Origin of the sequence: Kitasatospora sp. NPDC091257 (genome assembly GCF_044757675.1) — a bacterium.
Classification (GTDB): Bacteria; Actinomycetota; Actinomycetes; order Streptomycetales; family Streptomycetaceae; genus Kitasatospora; species Kitasatospora lactacystinica.
Genome location: NZ_JBIVVI010000007.1, coordinates 1 through 23617, shown reverse-complemented (window position 1 = coordinate 23617; position 23617 = coordinate 1). Strand labels below are relative to the sequence as shown.

At 74.7% G+C, this 23617-nt stretch carries 23 protein-coding genes; 9 read left to right on the top strand and 14 right to left on the bottom strand.

Annotation, left to right across the window (positions count from 1 at the left end; genetic code table 11):
- Positions 1-182: 182 nt before the first annotated feature.
- Positions 183-1061, bottom strand: a complete 879-nt coding sequence (locus tag ACIQOV_RS00820; RefSeq protein WP_401043324.1) for a CHAD domain-containing protein — start codon at positions 1059-1061, stop codon at positions 183-185.
- Between the two features lie 219 nt (positions 1062-1280).
- On the opposite strand from ACIQOV_RS00820, the gene ACIQOV_RS00815 reads away from it, so the two are divergent.
- From ACIQOV_RS00815 to ACIQOV_RS00805, 3 genes are all read left to right on the top strand, one after another.
- Entirely contained in the window at positions 1281-1955 is a 675-nt protein-coding gene (locus ACIQOV_RS00815; RefSeq protein WP_359909048.1) for a hypothetical protein, read from the top strand.
- A gap of 152 nt (positions 1956-2107) precedes the next feature.
- On the top strand, positions 2108-2920 hold the full coding sequence (locus ACIQOV_RS00810; RefSeq protein WP_401043321.1) for a thioredoxin domain-containing protein: 813 nt from the start codon (positions 2108-2110) through the stop codon (positions 2918-2920).
- A gap of 93 nt (positions 2921-3013) precedes the next feature.
- Entirely contained in the window at positions 3014-3664 is a 651-nt protein-coding gene (locus ACIQOV_RS00805) for a vitamin K epoxide reductase family protein (RefSeq protein ID WP_401043318.1), read from the top strand.
- 7 nt (positions 3665-3671) lie between these two features.
- Here the strand turns inward: ACIQOV_RS00805 and ACIQOV_RS00800 are convergent, their stop codons facing one another.
- The 4 genes from ACIQOV_RS00800 to ACIQOV_RS00785 all read right to left on the bottom strand — a co-directional run bounded on the left by ACIQOV_RS00800 (position 3672) and on the right by ACIQOV_RS00785 (position 6358).
- Positions 3672-4172: an NUDIX domain-containing protein gene (locus tag ACIQOV_RS00800; RefSeq protein WP_401043316.1), complete on the bottom strand. Its 501-nt coding sequence runs from the start codon at positions 4170-4172 to the stop codon at positions 3672-3674.
- A gap of 75 nt (positions 4173-4247) precedes the next feature.
- The gene (locus tag ACIQOV_RS00795; protein ID WP_401043313.1) at positions 4248-5354 is read right to left on the bottom strand and encodes a serine hydrolase domain-containing protein; all 1107 of its coding nucleotides are present in this window, start codon (positions 5352-5354) and stop codon (positions 4248-4250) included.
- A 48-nt stretch (positions 5355-5402) separates the two neighbouring features.
- Positions 5403-5918, bottom strand: a complete 516-nt coding sequence (locus ACIQOV_RS00790; RefSeq protein WP_401043310.1) for a GNAT family N-acetyltransferase — start codon at positions 5916-5918, stop codon at positions 5403-5405.
- Positions 5919-5941: 23 nt separating this feature from the next.
- Positions 5942-6358: an ankyrin repeat domain-containing protein gene (locus ACIQOV_RS00785; protein WP_401043307.1), complete on the bottom strand. Its 417-nt coding sequence runs from the start codon at positions 6356-6358 to the stop codon at positions 5942-5944.
- 397 nt (positions 6359-6755) lie between these two features.
- Between ACIQOV_RS00785 and ACIQOV_RS00780 the strand changes: the two genes are divergently transcribed.
- From ACIQOV_RS00780 to ACIQOV_RS00770, 3 genes are all read left to right on the top strand, one after another.
- Entirely contained in the window at positions 6756-6950 is a 195-nt protein-coding gene (locus ACIQOV_RS00780) for a hypothetical protein (RefSeq protein WP_359827363.1), read from the top strand.
- Positions 6951-7060: 110 nt separating this feature from the next.
- Positions 7061-8668 carry a hypothetical protein gene (locus ACIQOV_RS00775; protein ID WP_401043304.1) on the top strand — a complete coding sequence of 536 codons (1608 nt, stop codon included), beginning with the start codon at positions 7061-7063 and terminating at the stop codon, positions 8666-8668.
- Between the two features lie 311 nt (positions 8669-8979).
- Entirely contained in the window at positions 8980-9354 is a 375-nt protein-coding gene (locus ACIQOV_RS00770) for an RNA polymerase-binding protein RbpA (protein ID WP_049655293.1), read from the top strand.
- A 184-nt stretch (positions 9355-9538) separates the two neighbouring features.
- Here the strand turns inward: ACIQOV_RS00770 and fxsA are convergent, their stop codons facing one another.
- The 5 genes from fxsA to ACIQOV_RS00745 form a co-directional block, all read right to left on the bottom strand.
- A complete protein-coding gene (fxsA, locus tag ACIQOV_RS00765; RefSeq protein WP_401043301.1) occupies positions 9539-10108 on the bottom strand; it encodes an FxsA family membrane protein in 570 nt (189 codons plus the stop codon).
- 125 nt (positions 10109-10233) lie between these two features.
- On the bottom strand, positions 10234-11832 hold the full coding sequence (lnt, locus tag ACIQOV_RS00760; protein WP_401043299.1) for an apolipoprotein N-acyltransferase: 1599 nt from the start codon (positions 11830-11832) through the stop codon (positions 10234-10236).
- Between the two features lie 95 nt (positions 11833-11927).
- Entirely contained in the window at positions 11928-12380 is a 453-nt protein-coding gene (locus ACIQOV_RS00755; RefSeq protein ID WP_380543980.1) for an N-acetyltransferase, read from the bottom strand.
- Between the two features lie 42 nt (positions 12381-12422).
- Positions 12423-14030 carry an amidohydrolase gene (locus tag ACIQOV_RS00750; protein WP_401043296.1) on the bottom strand — a complete coding sequence of 536 codons (1608 nt, stop codon included), beginning with the start codon at positions 14028-14030 and terminating at the stop codon, positions 12423-12425.
- Positions 14031-14061: 31 nt separating this feature from the next.
- A complete protein-coding gene (locus ACIQOV_RS00745) occupies positions 14062-14502 on the bottom strand; it encodes an Lrp/AsnC family transcriptional regulator (protein ID WP_030243361.1) in 441 nt (146 codons plus the stop codon).
- Positions 14503-14731: 229 nt separating this feature from the next.
- Between ACIQOV_RS00745 and ACIQOV_RS00740 the strand changes: the two genes are divergently transcribed.
- Positions 14732-15253: a hypothetical protein gene (locus ACIQOV_RS00740; RefSeq protein ID WP_401043293.1), complete on the top strand. Its 522-nt coding sequence runs from the start codon at positions 14732-14734 to the stop codon at positions 15251-15253.
- A gap of 113 nt (positions 15254-15366) precedes the next feature.
- Here the strand turns inward: ACIQOV_RS00740 and ACIQOV_RS00735 are convergent, their stop codons facing one another.
- The gene (locus ACIQOV_RS00735; RefSeq protein WP_401043290.1) at positions 15367-16530 is read right to left on the bottom strand and encodes an acyl-CoA dehydrogenase family protein; all 1164 of its coding nucleotides are present in this window, start codon (positions 16528-16530) and stop codon (positions 15367-15369) included.
- A 210-nt stretch (positions 16531-16740) separates the two neighbouring features.
- Here ACIQOV_RS00735 and ACIQOV_RS00730 point away from each other — a divergent pair, with 210 nt between their 5' ends.
- Both ACIQOV_RS00730 and ACIQOV_RS00725 read left to right on the top strand, forming a co-directional pair.
- A complete protein-coding gene (locus tag ACIQOV_RS00730) occupies positions 16741-17397 on the top strand; it encodes a uridine kinase (RefSeq protein ID WP_401043287.1) in 657 nt (218 codons plus the stop codon).
- 390 nt (positions 17398-17787) lie between these two features.
- Positions 17788-19848: an AAA family ATPase gene (locus ACIQOV_RS00725; protein ID WP_401043327.1), complete on the top strand. Its 2061-nt coding sequence runs from the start codon at positions 17788-17790 to the stop codon at positions 19846-19848.
- Positions 19849-19925: 77 nt separating this feature from the next.
- Here the strand turns inward: ACIQOV_RS00725 and ACIQOV_RS00720 are convergent, their stop codons facing one another.
- From ACIQOV_RS00720 to ACIQOV_RS00710, 3 genes are all read right to left on the bottom strand, one after another.
- Positions 19926-20912: an NAD-dependent epimerase/dehydratase family protein gene (locus ACIQOV_RS00720; RefSeq protein ID WP_401043285.1), complete on the bottom strand. Its 987-nt coding sequence runs from the start codon at positions 20910-20912 to the stop codon at positions 19926-19928.
- Positions 20913-21021: 109 nt separating this feature from the next.
- Entirely contained in the window at positions 21022-22068 is a 1047-nt protein-coding gene (locus ACIQOV_RS00715; protein WP_380543968.1) for a hemolysin family protein, read from the bottom strand.
- Positions 22065-23408, bottom strand: a complete 1344-nt coding sequence (locus ACIQOV_RS00710) for a hemolysin family protein (protein WP_401043282.1) — start codon at positions 23406-23408, stop codon at positions 22065-22067. The genes ACIQOV_RS00715 and ACIQOV_RS00710 overlap by 4 nt, the downstream gene beginning before the upstream one ends.
- Positions 23409-23617: the final 209 nt, after the last annotated feature.

Here is a 23617-nt window from a genome sequence, read left to right as displayed (position 1 = left end):
GGGACCGGCCCCGGCACGCCTTCGCGGCGGCCGGCGGGGACCGGCCCCGGACCGCCACCGCCCCGGGGTAGCCGCCGCGCGCACCGCAGGCGACCGCGGCCCGGTCGGTGGCGCGCGGTCGGCGGCCCCGGGGCGCGTCCTGCGGGTCTTCGCGCACCCGGCGGAGATCCGCGGGACACGCCCTACCCGAACCGGGCCAGCTTCCGCTTGCCCGCCCGCCGCCAGACGTCCGGCAGCCGCCGCCGGGCGGCCTCGGCCGACGCCAGCTGACGCCCGTACAGGGCGCCGTACCCGAACGGCTCGCCACCGGTGACCGCATGGGTCGCGAGAGCGGTCGCGGCCACCACGGCGTCCTGGTGCTCGCCCAGCACCTCCTGGACGGCCTTCATCCGCTTCGCGTAGCGCTCGGCCCGGGCGCCGGCCGCCGGGGCGGCGGCCTCACCGGCGTAGCGGGCGCGCTTGGCCGCCTTGCGGGCCTCGTGGAGCGCGCGGGTCCGCTCGTCGGGGGCGGCGGCAAGGGCCGCCCCGACCCGCCCGGCCGTACGCCGCTGCTCGCGGGCGGCGATGCGGGAGAGCTCCGGGACGGCGCTGCGGGCGGCACGCCGGCGCAGCGGCGGGTCCGCGAGGAAGCCGGCGAGAGCCTCGCCGAGCGCCCGGCGGCGGGGGCTGTCCAGGGCGGCGACCACCTCGGGCCAGATGGCGCGGTACTCGGCCTCGCCCCACCGGTCCAGCGCTGCGGCGACCCGCTGCGGGCCGCACCCGGCGGGCAGCTCGCGGGCCTCGGCGGCCAGCCGTTCGGCCAGCACCTCGCGGTCCCGCGCCCTGCCCAGGACGCCGCCGAGCCAGCGCAGCTCCGCGACCAGCTCGTCGGCCGCTCCGGGGGCGACCAGCCGCCGGAAGGTCTGCAGGGCGCTGCGCAGCCGCCGGCAGGCGACCCGCATCCGGTGCACGGCGTCCGGCTCGTCCGCCCGGACGGCGTCGTCCAGGCCGGCCAGCACTGCCGCCTGCGTCTCCAGACGGGCCAGCAGCACCTGCCCCACCGTGGTGTCGGGTCTCGCCATGGACGCTCGCCCCCTCGTCGGGTCAGCGGGAACGCCTTCCAGGCTAATCCGCGTCGGGCCGCTGTCGACCGCGCGGCAGCCGGGCGGGCGACCCCGCGGGCGGCCGGGCCCGCTGTCGAGCCCGCTGTCGAACCCCGCAGGCTACTGATCGCGCGTCAGCCGGAACAGGGACCTACGGGCCCTCGTGCCGGATGCGAGCGCCATGACATACTCCGGAGCGTGACGACCTCCTCCCGTGCGACCAGGGCCCTGCGGGCCGCGGTGTTCACCGCGCTCGCCGTGCCGATGGCCGCGTTGGGCCAGGTCGTCATCACGGGCCGCCCGCTGCCGCTGTCGCTGGTGGCCTCGGCCGGTGCCGTCGTCTTCCTGGTCGCGGCCGTCCTGGCCGGCGGGGAACGGCGGATGCTGCACATCTCCGGCGTGATGGTGCCGGTCGAGCTGCTGCTCAACACCACGTTCAACCTGGGCCAGGCCGGCTGTTCGCCGGTGCTGGCCGGTCAGGTGCCCGCCCGCGGGGTGAACCTGCTGGTCTGCGGCGGCGGGTCGGTCGACGGCTCGCTGCTGAGCGGCCCGCTGGGCCACGCCGGGCAGTTGGCCCCCGCCGCGACCCAGCTGCTGCTCCTGCTGGTGCACGTGGTGATCGCCCTCGCCGCCTCGGCCTGGCTGCGGATGGGCGACGCCGCCCTGTCCGGCCTGGCCCGGGCGCTGTGCGCGCTGCGCCAGTCGCTGGCCGGCCCGCTGCGCGCCCTGGTCGTCCTGCTGCTCCCCGCGCCGGTGCGTCCGGTGCTGCGGGTGCCGCTGCCGGTGTCGGACCGTGCCCGGCCGCGCCGCGAGGACGTGGTGCTGAGCCCGGCGCCCCGGCGCGGCCCGCCCGCCTTCGCGCCTGCCTGCTGATCACCGTCCCGACCTGATCACCCCCGTACCCGGCCGGACGGCCCCGGTACGCCCGCAGGCAGTGCGCACGACTCCCGCGTTCACCGACCCCGCCGCAGCAGCTGCGGCTTCCCGCGCGCACCCGCGCGCCGCGTACAGGAGTTGACTTCCCCATGGCTCAGGCCCCCAGCAAGCAGCAGGCCAAGCGCATCAGTGCCCGTGAGCGGATCCAGGAGGCGCAGCGCCGCGAGCAGCAGGCCGCCAAGCGCCGTCAGCGGATCGTCGTGACGGTCTCCGCGGTCGTCGTGCTGGCCCTCGCGGGCGGTGTCGCCGTCGCGATCAACTCGGCCTCGGACAAGAACGACAAGTCCTCCGCCGCCGCGTCGGCGCCGCTGGTCGTGCCCGCCAACGCCTCCGGCCCGGACGGCACGGTGATCACCTACGGCAAGGCCGACGCCCCGCACACCATGGAGATCTACGAGGACTTCCGCTGCCCGGTCTGCAAGCACTTCGAGGCGGCCAACGGCGAGACCATCAAGAAGCTCACCGAGGACGGCCGGATCAAGGTGGAGTTCCACCTGGCGGCGTTCCTGGACAAGAACCTCGGCGGCAAGGGCTCGCGCACCGCGCTGGCCGCGGCCGGCGCCGCGCTGAACGAGGGCGTGGACCAGTTCAAGGCGTTCCACGACGTGCTGTACGCCAACCAGCCGGACGAGCGCGAGGACGGCTTCGGCGACGTCGACCACATCCTGAACCTGGCCGGCCAGGTGCCCGGGCTGAAGACGGACGCCTTCGTGAAGGCGGTGACCGACAAGACCTACGCCCCGTGGGCGGCCAAGGTCTCCGACGCGTTCAACGGCAGCGGGGTGACCGGCACTCCGACCGTCAAGGTGGACGGCAAGCAGATCACCCTGTTCGCCGGCAACGCCGTGGTCCCGGCCGAGCAGTTCGCCGCGCAGGTGAAGCAGGCCGCCGGCCTCCAGTAGGCCGCACCCTCCCCGCACCGTACGGCACCACCCGGCCCGGCCGAACTCCCGGCCGGGCCGGCTCCTCCCAGCCAGCCACCGGAGTGTGCTGTCATGACCGCCGCTACCACCGTGCACCCGTCCCGCTCCGCCCCCGACGCCGCCGCCCGGGCCCCGATCGGCGCGAGCCGGGCCTACGCCCTCCTGCTGTTCCTGGGCGGGCTGGTCGGGCTGGCCGCCTCGGCCGTCCTGACCTTCGACAAGCTCCGCATCCTGGAGAACCCCTCCTACGTCCCCAGCTGCAACATCAACCCGATCATCAGCTGCGGTTCGGTGATGCGCACCGAGCAGGCGGAGGTCTTCGGCTTCCCGAACCCGCTGCTCGGGCTGGCCGCCTTCGGCGCGCTGACGGCGATCGGCGCGGGGCTGCTCGCCGGTGCCGGGTACCGGCGCTGGTTCTGGCTGGGCCTGAACGCGGGCACCGCGCTGGGCGTGGTGTTCGCGCACTGGCTGATCTTCCAGGCGCTGTACGACATCGGCGCGCTGTGCCCGTACTGCATGGTGGTGTGGGCCACGGTGGTGGTGCTGTTCTGGTACACGACGCTGCACAACCTGCGCACGGGCGTGATTCCGGCGGGCCCGCGGTCGGGGGTGGTCGTCCGGGAGGCGGCGCGCTACCACTGGGCGCTGCCGGTGCTGTGGGCGGCGGTGATCGCGCTGCTGGTCCTCAACCGGTTCTGGTCCTACTGGAGCACGCTGCTCTGACCGTCCGTCACCCCACGTACCCGTCCGAGTGCAGCAGTGCGGCGGCGCCGGTCCGCCGGGCCTCCAGGGCCGCGGTGAGCCGGCGCGCCGCACCGGGCTGCAGCAGGACGGCCGCCCGGGCCGGGGTGAACCAGCCGTGGTCGGCGACCTCCTCGGCCTGCGCCCGGACCACCGCGCCGTCCGCAACCGTCCCGCCGTCGAACATGAACTGCACGGCGGGGTGGGCGTGTTCGCCCTGGTCGGGGATCGAGTCGCGCCACTCCACGACGAGCAGCCGCAGCGGCCCGGCCAACAGCCCGGTCTCCTCGTACAGTTCGCGGGCCGCGCACTCGGCGGGCCCCTCCCCCCGGTCCATCCCGCCGCCGGGGAACTGCCACTGGTCGCGGTAGCTGGCCTTCAGCAGCAGGACCCGGCCCGCTCCGTCGGTGAGCAGGACGCTGCAGCCGACGTAGGCGCGCACCATCCCGGCGAGCCACTCCTCCTCCGAGAGTGCCCAGGTGTCCGTCATCGCGCCTCCTCCGGCGGGTTCCCGTCCTCGCGGCCACTCTGCCGCGATCGCGGCCCCGGGAAAGCCGGTCGGCCCCTAATCCACCCGAATGAGTGCCGGTGGGGACGCCTGCCCGAACACGGCCCGCCGGAAGGCGTTGCGCAGGTCGGTGAGCTGCTGGATCCCCCGGTCGTAGTGCACCTTGTTGGTGAGCAGCAGGGCCCAGCGGCCGAGCCTGCGGGAGACCCAGAAGCCGGTGCCGGTGAAGCCGTAGTGGACGAAGGTGCCCCCGGCCGGGTCGGTGCCGGGAGCGTGCAGCCAGGACAGGCCGCGGGCGGGGGCGAGGCCGCCGGTGTGCTCGCGCAGCGATTCGTCGATCCACGGCTCGCCCCAGGGCGCCCCGGGCGGCGGGGCGAGCAGCGCGGTGAGGAAGCGGGCCAGGTCGCGGGCGGTGGAGAAGGCCCCGGCGTTGCCGGAGACCCCGCCGAGCAGCCGGGCGGAGGGGTCGTGGACGACGCCGCACAGGTGGGTGCCGGCGCCCGCCTCGTACTCGGTGGGCGCGGTGCGGGCGGCGAGCGCGCCGTCGAGCGGGCCGTACCGGGTGTCGGTCATGCCGAGCGGCCCCCAGACCCAGCGTGCGGCGAGCTCGTCCAGCGGCGCGCCGCCGAGGTCCTCGACCAGGTGGGCGAGCAGGACGGCGGCGCGGTCGGTGTACTCGACGGCCGTGCCCGGAGGGCGGTGCAGCGGGGCGGCGAGCACCCCGGCCCGGATCGCCGCGGGGTCGCGTCCGTAGAGCTGCTCGAAGCGGGTGTACGGGAGCATCCCCGCGGTGTGGGCGAGGAGTTGACGGACCGTCACCTCGCCGGTGGGGTGCCCGGCGGCCGGTGGCCACCAGCGGCCGAGCGGCTCGTCCAGCGGGAGCCGCCCGGATTGCCGCAGCACCCCCGCACAGGGCCAGAGCGCGACGACCTTGGTGAGGCTGGCGAGGTCGTACAGCGTGTCGGGCCCGGGCCGCAGCCGCGCGTACGGCCCCTGCCCGAGCACACCGTGGCTGCCGCCGCCGAGTGTGCCGCCGGCGTCGCCGACGGCCCAGACGGCTCCCGCCCCGACGGTGCGCGCGCCGTCCCCGACCAGCCGGTCCAGCTCCCCGCCGGGCGCGGCCCGGTCGGGGAACCGGCCGGCTCCGGGTACTCGGTGACTCATCCGTCTCCCCCTTCGGGCCGACGGGAGCCTTCCCCGCGCAGCGGTCGCTCAGACCGCCGCGGCCAGCTCCTTGCCGAGGCAGATGCTCTGCGCGTGCTCCTTGTAGATGCCGAACTTCCGGATCGCGTCGTAGCCCTCGGACCGGTACAGCGCGACGGCCTCGGGCTGCTCGGTGCCGGTCTCCAGGATGAAGCGGGTCCGCCCGGCCTCGATCGCGGTCCGCTCCAGGCGGTCCAGCACCGCGCGGGCCAGGCCGCGGCCGCGGGCCGCGGGGATCACGAACATCCGCTTCAGCTCCGCGTCGCCGTCGCGCAGGCCGTCCGGGCCGGCCTGCTTGGCCCGCCAGCCGCCGCAGGCGACCGGACGGCCGTCCAGGTAGGCGATCATGAACAGGCCGGCCGGCGCCTCGAAGTCCTCGGGGCGCATGACGGTCTCGTCCGGGTCGCCGTAGCGGCGCACGTACTCCTGCTGCACCTCGGCCGACAGGGCCTGGGCGTCGGGGTGGGCGTAGCCGGTGATGCGGAACTCGACGGTGCCGGTGTCCCGGGCGGTGCTGGTGCTCATGCCGAAAAGCCTACGATCCCCGCTCAGCGGGCCTCGAACCGGGCGACCAGGTCGTCCTTGCCGAACATCCGGGCGGTGTCCACGGCGCTCGGGGCGCCTGCCTGCGGGTCGGCGCCGCCGGCCAGCAGGACGTCGAGCACGTCCGTGGCGCCCTTGAAGACGGCCCCGGCCAGCGGGGTCTGTCCGTGGTCGTTGGCGCGGTTCGGGTCGGCGCCGTACCGGAGCAGCTCCGCCACCGTCGCGGCGTGGCCGTGGTAGGCGGCGAGCATCACCAGGGTGTCGCCGCGGCCGTTGGTGAGGTCGGCCGGGGCACCGGCGTCCAGGTAGGCGGACAGGGTCTCGGTCTCCCCGGCCCGGGCGGCGTCGAAGAGCTTCCCGGCGAGCGCGATCACCTCGGCGTCGGGGGCGTCGGCGGGCTGCTGGCTGGCGGCGTCGGTCATGGCGGGCGGCCTTTCCGGTCGGGTCGTCGGGCGGTCTCGGGGCTGCGCCCAGGGCACGGTAGCGGCCGGCGCCGGAACGGGCCAGCGGGCGTCCGGAATCCGGATGACGGCCCGCGCCCGCCACGACACACGGCCGCGCGCGTTGCGCAGCCATTCGAGCGAACTTCCCGGACCCCCCGGAAACTTCCCGCCCTCCGCCCGGGAATGCCTCGGCACATCGAATCCCCTCGGCCCCCGGCCCCACCCCGGCCGGGTCGCATACCGCCACCCGGTCACCGGAACGGTATTGGACGGCAGAACCACCCATTTGCACCGTTCCATCATCTATTACTTTTTGTCACGATTGGTGCACTTTCCGTAACACCCCCGCTTGTCCCCCCTTCCTGAGGAGCGGAACGTGATCCTCTCGATTTCCGGCATCGTCCTGTTCGGCACCATCGCCTTTCTCTTCTTCCGCCGGGACGGACTAAAGGTCTCCCACGCCATCGTCTGCGCCCTCTTCGGCTTCTACATCGCGGGCTCCTCGATCGCACCGAGCATCACCGCGGGCGGCGCGAGCCTCGCCAGCCTGCTCAGCGGCATCAAGTTCTGACCGCGTCCAGATCTCCTCCGTACCGGCCCGGGCGCGGATCCCACCGCCCCGGGCCCCGTCGTTGCCCACCCGCGCCACCCCACCCGTCCCACCGTTTGGGGAGTCAAGGAATGCCGCTCCACCGCCACCTCACCAAGGGCCGCGCGATCGCCCGGACCGCCGGGGACCACGCCTCCGACATGTTCGCCCCGCTCTCCGTGATCGGCCGCGGCCTGCGCCACCACGCGGACTGGGCCAAGTCCCGCTGGCAGGCCACCCCCAAGGACCGCCGCGGGCCGACGCTGTTCCTGACCGCCGCCCTGCTGATCGGCGTCTACCTGCTGCCGCACGGCCTGCTGTTCGCCCTGATCACCCTGATGGCCAGCGCCGCCTGGGCCGGCCGGACCCCCAGGGCGACGCCCGCACCGCCCGCCCCGGACGTCGCCGACGTCAAGCTCGCGGCCCTCTACGCGGCGCTCACCCCGTACCTGTGCGGACCCGAGGACGCCAACCCGCTGTACCACTTCGAGGGCAGCCACAAGAACGCCTTCAGCGCGTGGGACTTCGACGGCGAGGGCCGGCTCTCCCGGCTGGAGATGACCTACCCCGCCTACTTCACCGACACCGAGCCCGCCGCCCGGGCCCGGATCGAGCAGGTCGTCCAGGGCAAGGCCGGCCGGGCCCGCGAGTACCGCTTCGACTGGGACGAGGAGTCCAACCGGCTGCGGATCACCGCCCTCGCCCCGCTGGCCGCCGACATCGCCGCCCAGCGCTTCGTGGCGGCCCCCGGCGAGATCGTGCTGGGCTTCACCGACGAGGACGGCACCGCCCGGACCATCCCGGTCGTCCGGGGCGGCACCACCGTCCAGCAGCCGCCGGTGGTCTGGCGCACCGGCCCGCGTTCCGCCGAGCCGCACCTGCTGGTGCTCGGCGTCACCGGCTACGGCACCTCCAGCCTGCTGCGCTCGGTGGCGCTCCAGGCCCTCCCGTACGGCGACCTGGTGGTGGTCGACGGTGCGGGCACCGGCGAGCACGCCTGCCTGGTGAACCGGCCCGGCGTGCACACCGTGGAGACCAGCCTGCACGGCGCGCTGGCCGCCCTGGACTGGGCCGTCGGCGAGACCGAGCGCAGGCTCGCCGCGCTCAACGCCGCCCGGCACGCCGGAACCGCCCCGCCCGAGGACGTCACCCGGCCGCTGTGGCTGCTGCTGGACCACCCGACCGAGCTGAGCGAGCTCGCCCGGGCCGAGGGCCGCCCCGACCCGCAGGACCTCCTGGAGCTCCCGCTGCGGCACGGCCGGGCCGCCCGGGTCACCGTGGTGGTCGCCGACGACCTGGAGGCCCGGGACCGGATCACCGCCACCGTCCGCGCCACCACCCGGGCCCGTGTCGTGCTCGGCCCGGCCGGCCCGGACGAGGGGCGCGAAGCGCTCGGCGCGCCGCTGGACATCGTGCCCGCCGCCCACGCCCCGATCGGGCGCGGCTACGCCCGGATCGGCAACGGCGCCCCGCTCCGGCTCCAGGTGCCCGCCACCGTCGATCCGCTGGACGACGAGGCCCCGGCCGCGCTGCGGGACGCGGTGATCGCCCTGTTGCCGCACCGGGACACCCGCACCGAGGCGGCCGCCGCCGAGCCGCCCCGCCCGGATCGCCCGCCGGTGGTACCCGCGGCCGATCCGGCCCGTCCGGTCGACCTGGCCAAGGGCGAGCCGATGATCCGTTCACGGCCGATCTCCTGACGGCCCGGCCGGGCCGCCTCCCCCGGCCGGTTCCCGGCTCCCGGCAGGGGTCGGCGCCCGGCGCCGAATCCCCTCCCGGTACGCTCGTCACAGAAAGTCCGCACGATCACCAGATGTGAAATAGGTGACACCTGGGGTGATATCACCGGCCAGATGTGACAAATCGGGCGCGGGTGGGTACAAACAGGGGCGGCACTACAAGACGACGCATGTCCCGGGACGGGAATCTTCGTCGGAAGCCGAGCGTTGACCGAACGACGAAGAACAGCGACCACTAGTCCTGTGGGCCATAAGCCCGGGAGGCACGATTCATGAGCGAGCGAGCTCTCCGCGGCACGCGACTCGGGGCCACTAGCTACGAGACCGACCGTGGTATCGATCTGGCTCCCCGCCAGACCGTCGAGTACGCATGTCAGAACGGACACCGTTTCGAGGTTCCTTTCTCGGTCGAGGCGGAGATCCCCGCGACCTGGGAATGCCGCTTCTGTGGCCAGGAGGCAGCACTTCTCGACGGCGACGAGCCGGAGGAGAAGAAGATCAAGCCGACGCGCACCCATTGGGACATGCTGATGGAGCGCCGGACGCGCGAGGAGTTGGAGGAGGTGCTGGCCGAACGGCTGGCCGTGCTCCGCTCCGGTGGGATGAACCTCGCGGTGCACCCGCGAGACACCCGTAAGAGCGCCTGACACCTCGCTCCCGCCCCGAGCGGGAGGACGCGAAAAGGGACCCTGGTCACCAGGGTCCCTTTCGCGTTGTCCGGCGCCGCGCCCGCCTTCCCCGCACCGTCCGCTGGACCGTGCCGTGCGCGCGAGGAGCCCCCCGGGGGCGGGTTCTCCGCGCCCCCGGGGGGCTCCCGTCGGAACGGGCGGGTCAGCCGGCGATCGGCGGGCGGTAGGTGGTGTCCGGGCCCTGTGGGCCGGCCTCCGGGTCCACGACCTCGCCCTGGATCACCTTGCCGTCCGGGCGGTGGATGCGCAGCTGCTCCTGCAGCCGCATCGCGTCCGCGAACGGGTCGGCGCCGGCCACGGAGGCGCTGCGCAGCGCCTTGTCCGCGACCCGGCGGCCCAGCACCCGCCACAGGGCCCGGGTGGGCGGGAGGAGCAGGGTCAGGGCCAGCAGGTCGGACAGGAAGCCGGGGACGATCAGCAGCAGGCCGCCCAGCACGGTCATGCTGGTGCCGGTCTGCGGCTGCTGGGACTGCGGGTTCTTGCTCTGCTCGATCGCCGCCGACAGCGCCTTCAGCCCGGCCCGCTTGATCAGCGAGCCGCCGATCAGGGCGCCCGCGACGAGCAGCAGCACGACGGTGAAGCCGCCCAGCCAGGAGCCGACCTGGACCAGCAGCCAGATCTCCAGCACCAGCCAGGCGGTGATCAGCAGCGGCAGCACCCGGCGGAGCCTGCTGCGCGGGGCCGGACGGGTGGGGGTAGCTTGCTGGGTCACGGTACGAATCCACTCCAAGCGGTGCTCTGCGCGCCGCACGGGAGGTCCGGGCCGGCTACGGCACCACCTGCTCCAACGACTCCCGCGCCGCCGGTGTTCCGGCGGCCGGGCTCGGGTGCCGCGCCCTACGCCTTCCGGCGCCGTCCGACCAGCAGGGCCGCGCCGCAGGCCAGCAGGCCGCCGACGGCCAGCGTCCACTCCGGGGCGGCGCCGACCCGGTCGGCGACGGTGGTGCCGTCGCGCAGCGGGACGGTCGCCGACAGCTCGGCCGCGGTGAGCTCCTCGGTGCGCTGCTGGACGCTGCCGTCCGGGGCGATCACCGCGCTGATGCCGCTGGTGGCGGCGATCAGCACCGCCCGGCCGTGCTCGACGGCCCGCAGCCGGCTCATCGCCAGCTGCTGCTCGGGCTGCCCGGTCTTCGCGTAGGTCGCGTTGTTGGTCTGGACGACCAGGACCCGGGCGCCGCTGTCCACGGTGTCGCGGACGATCTCGTCGTACGCGACCTCGAAGCAGATCACGTCGCCGATCCTGGCCGGGCCGAGCTGCATCACGCCGTTGTGGTCGCCGGGGTAGAAGTCCCGGGCGACCCGCTGGAGGCGGGTGATCACCGTCATCAGCTGGGCGCGGAAGGGCACGTACTCGCCGAACGGGACGGGGTGCTGCTTGGTGTAGGAGGCGCCGGGGCCGGTGACCGGGTCCCAGACGATGCCCTCGTTCTGGACGTGCTGCGCGTCCGGGCCGTCCACCAGGGTGCCGACCAGGGTCGGCACCCCGACCGCCTTGACCGCCTGGTCGATCCGCTGGCGGGCCAGCGGATCGCTGAACGGGTCGAGGTCGGAGGAGTTCTCCGGCCAGATCACGATGTCGGGGCGCTCGACCTTGCCGGCCCTGATGTCGGCGGCGAGCCGCTCGGTGGCCGAGGCGTGGTTGTTGAGGACCATCATCGGGCGGCCCAGGAAGTCCATGCCCGGGTTGGGCACGTTGCCCTGGACGATGGCGACCTTGACGGTGTCGTCGGCGACCGTGGGCACCGGGACGAGGTAGCCGGCCAGCAGCGCGGCCACCGCGCCGAGCGCCGCCAGCGCGGCCGCCCTCGGGGCCCTGCCGGGCCCGCGCACCCGCAGCGCGGCCCAGCCCAGCAGGGCGCCGCAGAGGGCGACCGCGAAGGTCACCAGCGGTGCGCCGCCCAGCGCGGCCAGCGGGGTGAACGGGCTGGCGGTGTTGGCGAAGGCGAGCCGGCCCCAGGGGAAGCCGCCGAGCGGCAGCCGGTCGCGGGCCCACTCCTGGGTGACCCACAGGCAGGCCGCCCAGAGCGGCCACCCCGGCAGCCGGGAGGTGACGGCCAGGGCGCCGCCCAGCAGGGCCAGGAACAGCGCCTCCACGACGGACAGGCCGATCGTGGCGTCCCAGCCGACCACCCGCAGCCAGCTGAGCAGCATCAGGAAGAACGGCAGGCCGAACGCGAAGCCGGTCCACAGGCCCTGGCGGAAGGTGCGGCCCCGGGTCAGCGGCGAGAGCGCGGCGACGCCGAGCAGCGACAGCGGCCACAGGTCGTACGGCGGGAAGGCGAGGGCCAGCAGCAGGCCGGCCAGGACGGCGAGGCCGGTGCGGGGGAGCCCGGCGCGGATCCTGGCGAGCGCGCGGGCTCCGCGGCTCGGTCGGGGCGCCGGCTCCTGCGGCTCGGGTACGGCCTCGGGCCGTTCCTGGGTGACGGGAGTGGCCACCGGCGCACCATCTTCCTGGGGCTTGCTGTTCGGACGCTGTGCGAAGAAGGTACCCCGGAACGTCGGTGGCCCGTGAGGTGAGGGTGACGGCGGGGTCAGCGCGGGGCGTAGCGGAAATCCCGCAACGGCCAGTGCCCGGTGAGCCAGTCGGAGACGGCGCGGTGCAGCGGCTCGTCCAGGTGGGCGCGGTCGGCCCGGACCCAGGAGCTGACCGAGACCACCGAGGGGTCCTCGCGGTCCGGGTAGATGTAGACGCAGCCGATCACCTCGTCGCGGTCCGGCTCCAGGACGGTGTAGGTGAAGCCGGTGCGGGCCTCGAAGTCGGCGGCGTGGCGGCGCAGGTCGTCGAGGTTGCGCTCCGGGGGCATTCCGTCGGCGGGCGGCCAGCCGCGGCCGGCCCAGCCGGGGGTGGCGCGGATGTGGTCGATGCTGCTCGTCCAGGCGGCGTGGTCGGAGGCGTTGTGCCGCTCGCCCAGGGGCTCCAGTCGGAACTCCGGGGCGAGCAGCTCGCGCGGGACGGTGAAGTCGGCGGGCACCGGTTCGATCATGCCGCTCAACCTAGGCGGTGCCCGCCCGACGTTCCACGGGGTTTACCGCTGGTGCACCGTGCGGCCGCGGACCACGGTGCGCAGGCAGGTCGGCAGCGGGTGGCCCGGGGTGAGGTCGGGCAGCCCGGGGGTGCCGGAGCGCGGGTCGGTGGACCAGCCCGCCACCCGGGAGTCGGGGGCCTGGACGACCAGCTCGCCGGCCGCCCAGATCGCGTAGCTGGCGACGGCGCCGGGGACGAGCACGCCGTCCTGGTCGCGGCCGATCGCGCGCCAGCCGCCGCGGGTGTGGGCGGTGAAGGCCGCGCGGACCGAGATCCGGTGCTCCGGGGTCCGGTGGAAGGCGGCCGCGCGGACGGTGCCCCAGGGGTCGAGCGGGGTGACCGGGGCGTCCGAGCCGAAGGCCAGCGGGACACCGGCCCGCAGCAGCGCGGCGAAGGGGTTGAGGGCGGCCGCCCGCTCGGCGCCCAGGCGCTGCACGTACATGCCCTCCGGGCCGCCCCAGGCGGCGTCGAAGGCGGGCTGGACGGAGGCGGTCAGGCCGAGTTCGGCGAAGGCGGCGACGGCCTTGTCGTCCAGGGCCTCGGCGTGCTCGACGCGGTGGCGCAGGGCCTTGACCCGGGCGGCGCCGACCCGGGCACCGGCCTCCCGGACGCCGTCGAGGACCGCCGTGATCGCCGCGTCGCCGATGGCGTGGAACCCGGCCTGGATCCCGGCCTCGGTGCAGGCGGCGACGTGGTCGGCGACCTGCTCGGCGGTCAGGTAGGCGGTGCCGGTGTGCTCCGCGTCGTCATACGGGGCGTGCAGGCAGGCGGTGTGCGAGCCGAGCGCGCCGTCCACGAAGAGGTCGCCTCCGGCGCCCACCGCACCGAGCCTGCGAGCGGTCTCGACACCGCCCAACTCGCCCCAGTAGCCGAAGACTTCGGGCCCCTCGCCCTCGGCGGCCAGGGCCAGCAGGGCGGCCAGGTCGGCCTCCGAGGAGATCTCCGGGCCGGCGCACTCGTGCAGGGCGCCGATGCCGAGTTCGGCGGCGCGGGCCAGGGTGGCGCGCTGGGCCCGGCGGCGCTGCTCGGGGGTGAGGCGGGCCAGCGCGGTCTGCCGCACGGCGTGGTGGGCGTTCTTGGTGAGCGGGCCCTCGGGGTCGAAGCCGGGCGCCTCGGCCAGGCCCTCGGTGAGGGTGCGCAGCGCGGTGGTGGCGAGCGCGGAGTGCACGTCGGTGCGGGAGAGGTAGAGCGCGGCGCCACGGGCGGCGGCGTCGAGTTCGGCGAGCGTGGGCGGGCGGCCCTCGGGCCAGCCGGTCTCGTCCCAGCCGTGGCCGATCAGCACCCCGCCGGGCTCGGGCCGGGCGTCGACGAAGGCGGTGACGGCGGCCAGGGCGGCGGCCAGCGAGGGGCTGCCGGTGAGGTCGAGGCCGGTGAGCGCCAGGCCGGTGGCGGTGGCGTGCACGTGGGCGTCCACGAAGGCGGGGGTGACCAGGGCGCCGTCCAGCTCGACGATCTCGTCGACGGTCGCGGCGTACGCCTCGGCGGCGCCGTCGCTGCCGACCCAGGCGACGTGCCCGCCTTCCACGAGCATCGCGGTGGCGAAGGGGTCGGCGGGGCTGTAGACGGCGCCGCCGCGCAGCAGGACGGTCCGGGAGGTGCGTTCGGTCATGCCGCCAAGTCTGCACCCCGCCGGTTCGCGGTCAGAGCTTCGGGGGGCGTGCCTCGTACGGGGTGGACAGGACGACGGTGGTGCGGGTGGAGACACCGGCGGCGCTGCGGATGCGCGCGAGCAGGTCCTCCAGGTCGCCGGGGGCGCCGACGCGGACCTTGAGGATGTAGTTCTCGTCGCCGGCGACGCTGTGGCAGGCCTCGATCTCGGGCAGGCCGGCCAGCCGCTCGGGGGTGTCGTCCGGGGCGCTCGGGTCGAAGGGTTTGACCGAGATGAACGCGGTCAGCGCCAGGTCGACGGAGTCGGGGTCGATGATCGCGGTGTAGCCGCGGATCACCCCGCGCTGTTCGAGGCGGCGCACCCGCTGGTGCACCGCCGAGGTGGACAGGCCGGTGGCCTTGCCCAGGTCCGTGTAGCTCATCCGGCCGTCTTCGAGGAGCAGCTGGACGATGCGTTGGTCGAGATCCTCCACAGTGCGCAAACCTACCCGGTCGGGAGCACGGGGGGCGCACGCGGTGGCACAGGACGGGTTCGCAGGTGCCGGGCGGGCACATGCCGGGCGAATGTGGCATCCGGTGTGGCCAAGGACACACCCGGTGCATCACGGTGCACGGGACCGCAGGATTATGAGTCCGGATCACAGGGAAGTGCTGGTTGTGGCCCTGGACGACCACGCCGGGCCCGATCCTAGGGGGATCCTCATGCCTGCTACCGACCAGCGTGTGCTGGGCTCCGACGAGACCGACGATATGGCCGACCGCGAGGACCTCGCGGTCGGCCACCTGCCGGGCACCGACCCCGGCGAGGCGGAGACCTGGGACATCTTCCGGGTCGACTGCCCCGAGTGCCGCCGCCCGATCGCCCTGGTGGCGGACGAGGAGCGGCTGCCGCAACACGCGCTGCTGCCGACCGCCTGGAACCCCTTCTCCCCCGCGATCTGCCCGGGTTCGGGCACGCCGACGGACGACCTGGTCGAGGTCGAGGCCCAGGAGGACGCCGAACCGGCCGGCTTCGACGCGCTGTTCAAGCTTCCGAGCGGGCTGGACTGGCGCACCCAGCCGTTCTCGCACGCCGTCGCGCACTGCCCGGTACGGCTCGCCGCGGTCCCCGAGGCCGCCCCGGTGGCGCCCGCCGTCCCGGCCGTCGCGGCGCTGCGGGCCGCCATCCCGGAGCAGCGCCGCCGTCGTCCGGCGCTGACCGGCCGCACCGCCAAGGCGAGCTGACGCTCCGCCGGGAACGCCTCCGGCCGCCACTCCGCACCCTGGAGTGACGGCCGGAGGCCGTACGGGGGGATCGGGGCGGTCCGGCGGCTCCCCCGCCGGACGGCCCCCGGGCGTCAGCCCTTGGTGAGGTGGCGGCCGATCACCAGGCGCTGGATCTGGTTGGTGCCCTCGACGATCTGCAGCACCTTGGCCTCGCGCATGTAGCGCTCGGCCGGGAAGTCCTGGGTGTAGCCGTAGCCGCCGAGCACCTGGACGGCGTCGGTGGTCACCCGCATCACCGCGTCGGTGCAGAACAGTTTCGCCATCGCCGCCTCCTTGGAGAACGGCCGGCCGGCGTCCCGCAGCCGGGCGGCGGACAGGTAGAGCGAACGCCCGGCCTCGATCTGGGTGGCCATGTCGGCGAGCATGAAGGACAGGCCCTGGAACTCGGCGATCGGGCGGCCGAACTGGCGCCGGGTGCGGGCGTAGTCGACCGCGAGGTCGAGCGCGGCCTGGGCCACGCCTATCGCGCAGGCGGCGATGCCGAGGCGGCCGGAGTCCAGCGCGGCGAGCGCGATCTGGAAGCCCTGCCCCTCCTCGCCGATCAGCCGCTCGCGCGGGACGCGCGCGCCGTCGAAGTGCAGCTGCGCGGTCGGCGAGGAGCGCATGCCCATCTTGTGCTCCGACGGGGCCGCGGACAGGCCCTGCTGGGTGCCGGGGACCAGCAGGCAGCTGATGCCCTTGGGTCCGTCGACGCCGGTGCGCACCAGGGCGCTGTAGAAGTCGGCCTGGCCGCCGTGGGTGATCCAGGCCTTGGTGCCGTTCACCACGTACGCCTCGCCGTCGAGGTCGGCGCGGGTGCGCAGCGCGGCCGCGTCCGAGCCGGACTGCGGCTCGGAGAGGCAGTAGGCGCCGAGCTGCTCGCCGGAGAGCATGGCGGGCAGCCACGCGTCGCGCTGCTCGTCGGTGCCGAAGGTGGCCAGCGCGTGGCAGGAGAGGGTGTGCACGCTGACGCCGAGGCCGATGGCCAGCCAGCCGGCCGCGAGCTCCTCCAGCACCTGCAGGTACACCTCGTAGGGCTGTTCGCCGCCGCCGTACTTCTCGTCGTACGGGAGGGAGAGCAGGCCGGCCTCGCCGAGGGTGCGGAAGACGTCGCGCGGGAAGCGGTCGGCGGCCTCGTCCTCCGCCGCACGCGGCTGGAGCTCGCGCTGGACCAGGTCACGGGTGAGGCTCAGCAGCTCGCGGGCCTCCTCGCTCGGCAGCTGGCGCTCCACGGCTTTCACAGGGGAGGGGGTCATGGCGGTGGTCGCCTCCTCGATCGGGCGCCGGACCGAGGTGTCGGCTGACCCGGCGGGGTGCGGCTTGTCGGACCGACCGGCACCGGGTTGCGGTGAACGGCCGTTCACAGTCGTGGCGAAGGCGAGTATGCCCGAAACCCGCGCTGCCGTCACGACCTGCACAGATGAACTGTCCGCAGTGGCGGGCTACGGCACCGTAGGGTTGACGTTGTGGCTGCATCCGAACCCTTCCCGCCCCCGCTCCGGCCCGCTCCGGACGACCTGCCGGCCGCGCTCGCGGCGGAGCTGCGCGCACTGCCGCCCTCCTGCGGGCCGGTGCGGCTGGTCGCGGTGGACGGGCACGCGGGGTCCGGCAAGACCACCTTCGCCGGCCGGCTGGCGGCGGCGCTCGGCGGGGCCCCGGTGGTCCACCTCGACGACCTGGCCACCCACCGCGAGCCGTTCGGGTGGACCGGACGGCTGCGCGGGCAGGTGCTGGAGCCGCTGGCGGCCGGGCGGGACGCCGAGTACCGGGTGTACGACTGGACGCTGCGCCGCTTCGCCGGCACGGCCGCGGTGCCGGCCGCCCCGGTGGTGCTGGTCGAGGGGGTCGGCGCGGGCCGGCGGGCGGTGCGGCCGTGGCTGGCCCGGGTGATCTGGATGGAGCTGGACGCCGCTTCGGCCCGGCGGCGCGGGGAGGAGCGGGACGGTCCGGAACTGGCCGAGTTCTGGGCGGGCTGGGCCCGGGCCGAATCGGCGCATTTCGCCGCCGATCCGAGCCGTCCGTACGCCGCGACGCGGGTCGACGGGGTGACCGGCCGGATCGCCCCGGGCACCGTCGGTGAAACTTCAACCATCGCCTTGACCTGCGACATCACCAGGATCTAGGTTCTCCTCAGCCGCCGGAACGAAAGCTTCCGGTTGCCTCGGACCCGGCGCCCCCGGCTTGTTCCCCCGTGAGCCGGGGACGCCGTCCGGTCCCCTTCCGAAACTCGCTCCCCGGCAGCCCGTTTCTTCGCCCGGCCGCTCAACGGCCGCTCGCGCGATCGCATTTGACCCCGTTCGGCACCCTTCCGGATCAGCGCCGCGCCGGTACGATTCCTGGCAGGCGCAGATGCGCCGCAAGGGGGTCGACGACCACCGGCCAGGCTAGGCGCAGGCAACCCGCCGGCCGAGCCCCGGGCCGCACCGCGGGGGGCGTGAGTGACGACGGTGGACAGTTCCGACAGCACGGCGGGCGGGCCCGACCGGCTCGCCGACCGCGCCTGGCTGCGCGCCATGGACGCCTACACGGCCGGTGCGTACACCCGGGCCGAGGAGGAGTTCCGGGCCGCCGTCCGACTGGACCCGGGCATGGCCGACGCCTGGCTCGGACTGCACGCGCTGCGCAGCGACACCTCGGCCGCGCTGCTGGCCATGTACCGCCACCAGAAACGGTTCGGCGAACAGCGGCGGCTGCACCGACGGCCGCTCAGTTCCTGGTACTGGCTGGGCTGGTGGGTGCAGCCGGTACTGGAGGACGCCCGCGACCTCGCGCTGGCGCACGCCTCGCACTGGCTGGACGGCCGCCACCTGGCCGAGCTGGACCGGGCGCTGGAACAGTGCCCGGCGCCCGGCGAGGACCCCTGCGCCCGCTTCCTGTACGCCTGCCGGTCCTACCTGCTCAAGGATTGGGAGCAACTGATCAGGGACACCGACCGCCTGCTGGACGACCCGCTGCTCGGCATCGAGGCCGGACTGTTCGCCGGCATGGCGCGGGTGCGCCTCGACATGTGCGCCCAGGCGCAGGCGCCGCTGGCCGTCTCGCTGGCCCGCTGCCGCTCCGAACAGCCCCAGCGCAAAGAGCTGCGGTACTGGCTGGCCCGGGCGTACGAGGGCGCCGGACGCAGCGCCGCGGCGCTGCCGCTCTACCGGGCGGTGCACCGGGCGGACCCGGCGTTCATGGACACCGCGACCCGGCTGACGGCCATCGCGGCCGACGACGCGCTCGCGGACGGACTCACGGACGGATTCGCGGACGGACTCGCGGACGGACTGCCGGCCGGCGGGCGCCGGGGAGCGGCCGACGCCGCCCTACCGGGTGCTCCCGGCTTCGACGCCGAGTACCCGGACGAGGCCGGTTACGCGGGATTACCCGGGTACGGCGAGGAGTTCGGGGACGCGGGCCGGCCGAGCGGGCCGACCGTCTCCGGCGACGGGGTGTCGACCGGCGCCCTGTCCGGCGGCTTCCCGTCGGGCGGCGGGCCCTCGGTGGACGCCGGGCTGGTGGACGCCGGGCTGGTGGACGTGCCCCCGGCGGACGGCGCCCTGACCGCCGGCGGCGCCCTGCTGGACGGCGGTGCGGCCGACGGCGCCGCGCAGGCCGCCGGGGAACGCTCCGGCTCCGGCGCGCCGCCGGCCTCCGCCGCACCCCCGCCGCTGCCCGCCCTCGGCCGGGCGCAGCCCCGGACCGCCGCCGTGCCCGAGCCCCGGTCCGCCGGCGACGAGCGGGAGCTGGACGCGGCCCTGGCCGAACTCTCGCTGATGGTCGGCCTGGAGCCGGTCAAGCGCCAGGTGCGGGCGCTGTCCGCGCAGTTGAGAATGTCCCGGCTGCGGGCCGAGCAGGGCCTGCCCGTCCAGCCGCCGAAGCGCCACTTCGTCTTCTCCGGCCCCTCGGGCACCGGGAAGACCACCGTGGCCCGCATCCTCGGCCGGGTCTTCCACGCCCTCGGCCTGCTCTCCGGGGACCACCTGGTGGAGGCCCAACGCGCCGACCTGGTGGGCGAGTTCCTCGGCCAGACCGCCGTGAAGGCGAACGAGCTGATCGACTCCGCACTGGACGGCGTGCTCTTCATCGACGAGGCGTACAGCCTCTCCAACTCCGGCTACACCAAGGGCGACGCGTACGGCGACGAGGCGCTCCAGGTACTGCTCAAGCGTGCCGAGGACAACCGCGACCGGCTGGTGGTGATCCTGGCCGGCTACCCCGAGGGCATGAACCGGCTGCTCGCCACCAACCCCGGCCTCAACTCCCGTTTCACCACCCGGGTCGACTTCCCCAGCTACCGCCCCAGCGAACTGACCGCGATCGGCGCCTCGCTGGCCGGCCGGGACGGCGACGGCTGGGACGAGGACGCCGCCGAGGAGCTGGCCAGCATCTGCACCCACGTGGTCCGCGAGGGCTGGATCGACGAGCTGGGCAACGGCCGGTTCATCCGCACCCTGTACGAGAAGTCCTGCGCCTACCGGGACCTGCGGCTGTCGCTGCTGCGCGAGCCGCCGGGCCGGGAGGACCTGGCCACCCTGCGGCTGCCGGACCTGGTCCAGGCGTACGGGGAGCTGATCGACGGCCGGAGCTGACCGGCGGGCGACGGCCGGAGCCGACCGGCGGGCGGAAGCCGGCACCCGCCCGCCCGGGGACCGGCCCGCCCACCCGTTCAGCCGTTGAGGAGCGCCGCCTCCCGCTCCCGGTCCAGCCCCACCGTGACCCGGTCGGACCGCCGCGGCGCACTGCCGCCGATCGACCGCAGCCAGGCCCAGGTGTCCGCCACGGTCTCGGCGACCGGGCGGCAGCGCAGCCCCGCGCCGAGCGCGCGCTCGACCGAGCCGGTGTGCAGGAAGTCGTACAGCTCGCCGGGCGCCAGCCAGATCGGCAGCTCGGTCCACGGCTCGACGCCCGCCGCGAGGATCCGCTCCGGGTCCGTCCAGCACAGCTCGGCGTCCGAGCCGGTGGCCCGTACGCAGGCCTCCAGCAGCTCGCCCATGGTGGCGTGGCCGGACGGGCCGACCAGGTTGTACGGGCCGGCGAGGCGGGCCGCCGCGGCGTCCAGGGTCCAGGCCGCGAGGTCGCGGACGTCGATGTACTGCAGGGCCAGCCCGCGCGACCCCGGGGCGAGCACCGGGCCGCCCTCGGCGATCCGGTTGAGCCACCACGGCAGCCGGCCGATGTTCTCGTGCGGGCCGAGGATCAGCCCGGCCCGGGCCAGCAGCGCCCGCCCGCCGAACTCCGCCTCCAGCGCCAGTTCGGCGCCGCGCTTGGCCTCGGCGTAGGGCACCTCGCCGGTGAGGTCCGGGGAGGAGGCGACCACCGGCGCGGCCTCGCCGGCCCCGGCCCGCAGCGGGTAGTCGTACACCGACCGGCTGGAGACGTACGCGTAGTGGCCGACCCGGCCGTTCAGGAGGCGGGCGCTGTCGCGCACCGCCGCGGGGGCCCAGGACCAGGTGTCCACCACGGCGTCCCACTCCCCGGTGCCGAGCGCCGCGAGGCCGCCCTCGGCGGTGCGGTCGCCCAGCAGTGTCCGGACGCCTTCGGGCGCCGGCCGCGTGCCGCGGTTGAGGGCCATCACCTCCCATCCCCTGGCCAGCGCCTCTTCGGCGACGACCCGTCCGACGAACTCGGTTCCACCCAGCAGGAGAAGTCTCATGCCGACCACCCTGCTCCCAGGGTGGCCGGCATGGAACGGCTGCATGCTCTGGGCGAAATCGCCGGGAGCGAACACGCCGTCAGCGGGGCCCGGACCTGCCGGGCCGGCGTCAGGCCGTGGCGCGGTGGTCCGGGTCGTGCACCTCGCCGACCAGCTCCTCCAGCACGTCCTCCAGCATGACCACGCCGAGCGTGCGCCCGTCCTGGTCCAGCACGGCGGCCAGGTGGCAGGTGGCCCGGCGCATCGCGCCGAGGGCGTCGTCCAGCGGGAGGCTGCCGCGCAGCACCGTGATCGGCCGCCACAGGCGGGCCGGGACGGGCGCCGAGGCGTCCTCCACGTCGAGGACGTCCTTGAGGTGGATGTAGCCGAGGTAGCCGTGGCCGGCCGGGTCGCCGTCGGTGACCGGGAAGCGCGAGAAGCCGGTGCGCAGCGCCAGCTCCTCGACCTCGGCGGCGGTCGCCTTGGTGTCCACGGTGACCAGCTGCTCGGGCTTGAGCAGCACCTCGGTGACCGGGCGGTGGCCCAGCTCCAGCGCGTCCTCCAGGCGCTCCTGGCGGCCCTCGTCGAGCAGCCCGGCGTCCCGGGAGTCCGCCAGCAGGTACATCAGCTGCTCGGTGGTGAAGACCGACTCGACCTCGTCCTTGGCGTCCACCCGGAACAGCTTGAGGATGCCGTTGGCGAGGGCGTTCAGCACCCGGATCACCGGGGCGAGCCAGCGGGCCAACCGGTCCAGCGGCGGGCCGAGCCAGAGCGCGGCCCGCTCCGGGCCGGCCATGGCCATGTTCTTCGGCACCATCTCGCCCATCACCATGTGCAGGAAGACCACCACGGCGAGCGAGATCCCGTACGAGAGCGGGTGCATCAGCGTGGACGGGACGCCGATCGCGTGGAACGGGCCCTCCAGCAGGGAGGCGATGGTCGGCTCGGCGAGGGCGCCGAGGCCCAGCGAGCAGACGGTGATGCCGAGCTGGGCGGCGGCCAGCATCGCGGAGACGTTGGACAGCGCGTGCAGCACGGTGCGGGCGCGCTTGTGCCCGGCCTCGGCGAGCGGTTCGATCTGGCTGCGGCGCACCGACACCACGGCGAACTCGGCGCCGACGAAGAAGGCGTTGCCGAGCAGGAGCAGCAGCGCGACGGCCAGTTGCAGGGCGGTCATCGGCCCTCCTCCCGGTCCTCGTCGAACTGCGCGGGCGCGGTGGTGCGCTCCACCCGGACCTCGGTGGTGCGGTGGCGGTCGACACCGGTGACGGTGAAGCGCCAGCCGGGCAGCTCGGCCTGCTCGCCCACCTCGGGGAGCTTGCCGAGCAGGTCGGAGACCAGACCGGCCAGGGTCTCGTACGGGCCGTCCGGGGCGTTCAGGCCGATCCGCTCCAGCTGGTCGATCCGGGCGCGGCCGTCGGCCTCCCAGACCGGCAGGCCGTTGACCGGCGGCAGAGGGAGCAGCTCGGGGTGGTCGTCCGGGTCGTGCTCGTCCTGCACCTCGCCGACGATCTCCTCGACGATGTCCTCGACGGTGACGACGCCGGCGGTGCCGCCGTACTCGTCGACCACGATGGCCATCGGCTGGAGGCGGCGCAGCTGGTCGAGCAGCCGCTCGGCGGGCAGCGTCTCGGGCACCAGCAGCGGCGGCGAGGCCAGCTCGCCGACCCGCACCAGGCCGCGCCGGGCGGCCGGGACGGCCAGGGCGTCCTTGAGCGTGACGGTGCCGGTGACCTCGTCCAGGCTGTCGGTGTAGACCGGGAAGCGGGACAGGCCGGTGGCCCGGGTCAGGTTGATGACGTCGGAGGCGGTGGCGTCGCGCTGGAGCGCGGCCACGTCGACGCGCGGGGTCATCACGGACTCCGCGGTCAGCTCGCGCAGGCCCAGGGTCCGGACGAACAGGGTCGCCGACTCCTCGTCTATGGCGCCGGCCCTGGCCGAGTGGCGGGCCAGCGAGACCAGCTCGTCCGGGGTGCGGGCGTGCGCCAGCTCCTCCTGCGGCTCGATGCCGAAGGCCCGGACGGTGCGGTCGGCGGCGCCGTTCAGGAAGCTGATCAGCGGGCGGCAGGCGAAGGAGAAGGCCATGTGCGGGGCGGCGACCGCGCGGGCCACCTGGAGCGGGCGGGAGATCGCCCAGTTCTTCGGCACCAGCTCGCCGATCACCATCTGCACGACGGTGGCCAGCACCATGCCGACGATCACGGAGACGCCGCGGGCGGCCGAGTCGGGCACGCCGATGGCGGACATCACGGGTGCGAGCAGGGTGGACAGCGCCGGCTCGGCGAGCATGCCGACCACCAGCGAGGTGACGGTGATGCCGAGCTGGGCACCGGAGAGTTCGAACGAGAGGTGCCGCAGGGCCCCGGCGACACGGCGGGACTTGGCGTCGCCCGCCTCGGCGGACCGGTCGACCTCCCCGCGCTCCACGGTCACGAAGGCGAACTCGGCGGCCACGAAGAGGCCGTTGGCGAGGATCAGGAGAACGGCCGCGAGCAACAGCAGCCAAGCGGTGATCACAGTGCCGCCTGCCTTCCGGGGTCGGGAAGCGAGGCGGCGCAGGTACTACCGGACGGATCGTCCATCGAGGGGGAGTGTCACTCCTCTGGTCGGGTTCGGGCACTCGATTTCGGGCAGGGCGAAGTTTGCCCTACTTTTACCAGCGTAGACCATACCCGGATGGGGGTAAGGAGCCTGTTCGGCCCACCGGGAACGGAGAACCCCTGGTG